Origin of the sequence: Mesorhizobium sp. M1E.F.Ca.ET.041.01.1.1 (genome assembly GCF_003997355.1) — a bacterium.
Taxonomy (GTDB): domain Bacteria; phylum Pseudomonadota; class Alphaproteobacteria; order Rhizobiales; family Rhizobiaceae; genus Mesorhizobium.
Window position 1 is genome coordinate 1 of the sequence record NZ_RZSL01001152.1, and the last position, 745, is coordinate 745.

General features: G+C 62.4%; 2 protein-coding genes. Both read left to right on the forward strand.

Annotation, left to right across the window (positions count from 1 at the left end; translation table 11 throughout):
- The coding region (locus tag EOA38_RS38045; RefSeq protein WP_145966356.1) for a transposase at nucleotides 1-311 on the forward strand (311 nt) is incomplete at its 5' end.
- 1 nt (nucleotide 312) lies between these two features.
- Nucleotides 313-657, forward strand: a complete 345-nt coding sequence (locus tag EOA38_RS38050; RefSeq protein WP_127301632.1) for a hypothetical protein — start codon at nucleotides 313-315, stop codon at nucleotides 655-657.
- Nucleotides 658-745: the final 88 nt, after the last annotated feature.

The window sequence follows — 745 nt, forward strand, 5'->3', positions numbered from 1 at the left end:
GTGCCGACAAGGCCTATGACGCAGAAGACTTCATCAATGAGCTGCGTTCGATGAAGGTGACGCCGCATGTGGCGCAGAACACGAACGGCCGTAGTTCGGCGATCGACGGGCGCACCACCCGGCATAGCGGCTATGCTGTCAGTCAGCGTATTCGCAAGCGCATCGAAGAGGCGTTCGGCTGGATCAAGACGGTTGCCGGTCAGCGCCAAACCAAGTTCCGCGGCCGGGACCGCGTCGGATGGGGCTTCACCTTCGCTGCCGCCGCCTACAATCTGGTGCGGTTGCCGAAGCTCATCGCTGGGACCAGCTGACATGGCCAAGGTTCCAGCCATCGCCAAGGCCTTTGCCGGTCACTGGCGTATCGTCGAAATGGATGTCTGGGACAACGATTTCCTCGATCTCGTCGAAGAGGCGCATCTGACATTCAAAGGCGCGACGGACGGCGAGATCGGCTTCGGTGCCCTCAAAGGCTTCCTTGATGTCCGCTACGGCGCGCGAGACGGCTCGCCCTGCGCGGAATTCTCGTGGGAGGGTCACGACGAAAGCGATCCCGCTTGCGGTCGCGGATGGGCGATGATTGGCACTGCGGGTCGCCTCGTCGGCCGCTTCTACATCCACAATGCCGACGATTCAGGCTTCGTCTGCGAGCGCGCCTGACTTCTTCAACAGCCTGCTAGGTGTGATCTTCAGGGGAGGAGGCCAGCTGAGACACTGGCGGCGTGCGCCTTCGCGTTCGGCGCTGTCC

Excerpts from the sequence above, each read along its gene's own strand:
- EOA38_RS38050 (WP_127301632.1), top strand. The coding sequence starts at position 313 with ATGGCCAAGGTTCCAGCCATCGCCAAGGCCTTTGCCGGTCACTGGCGT.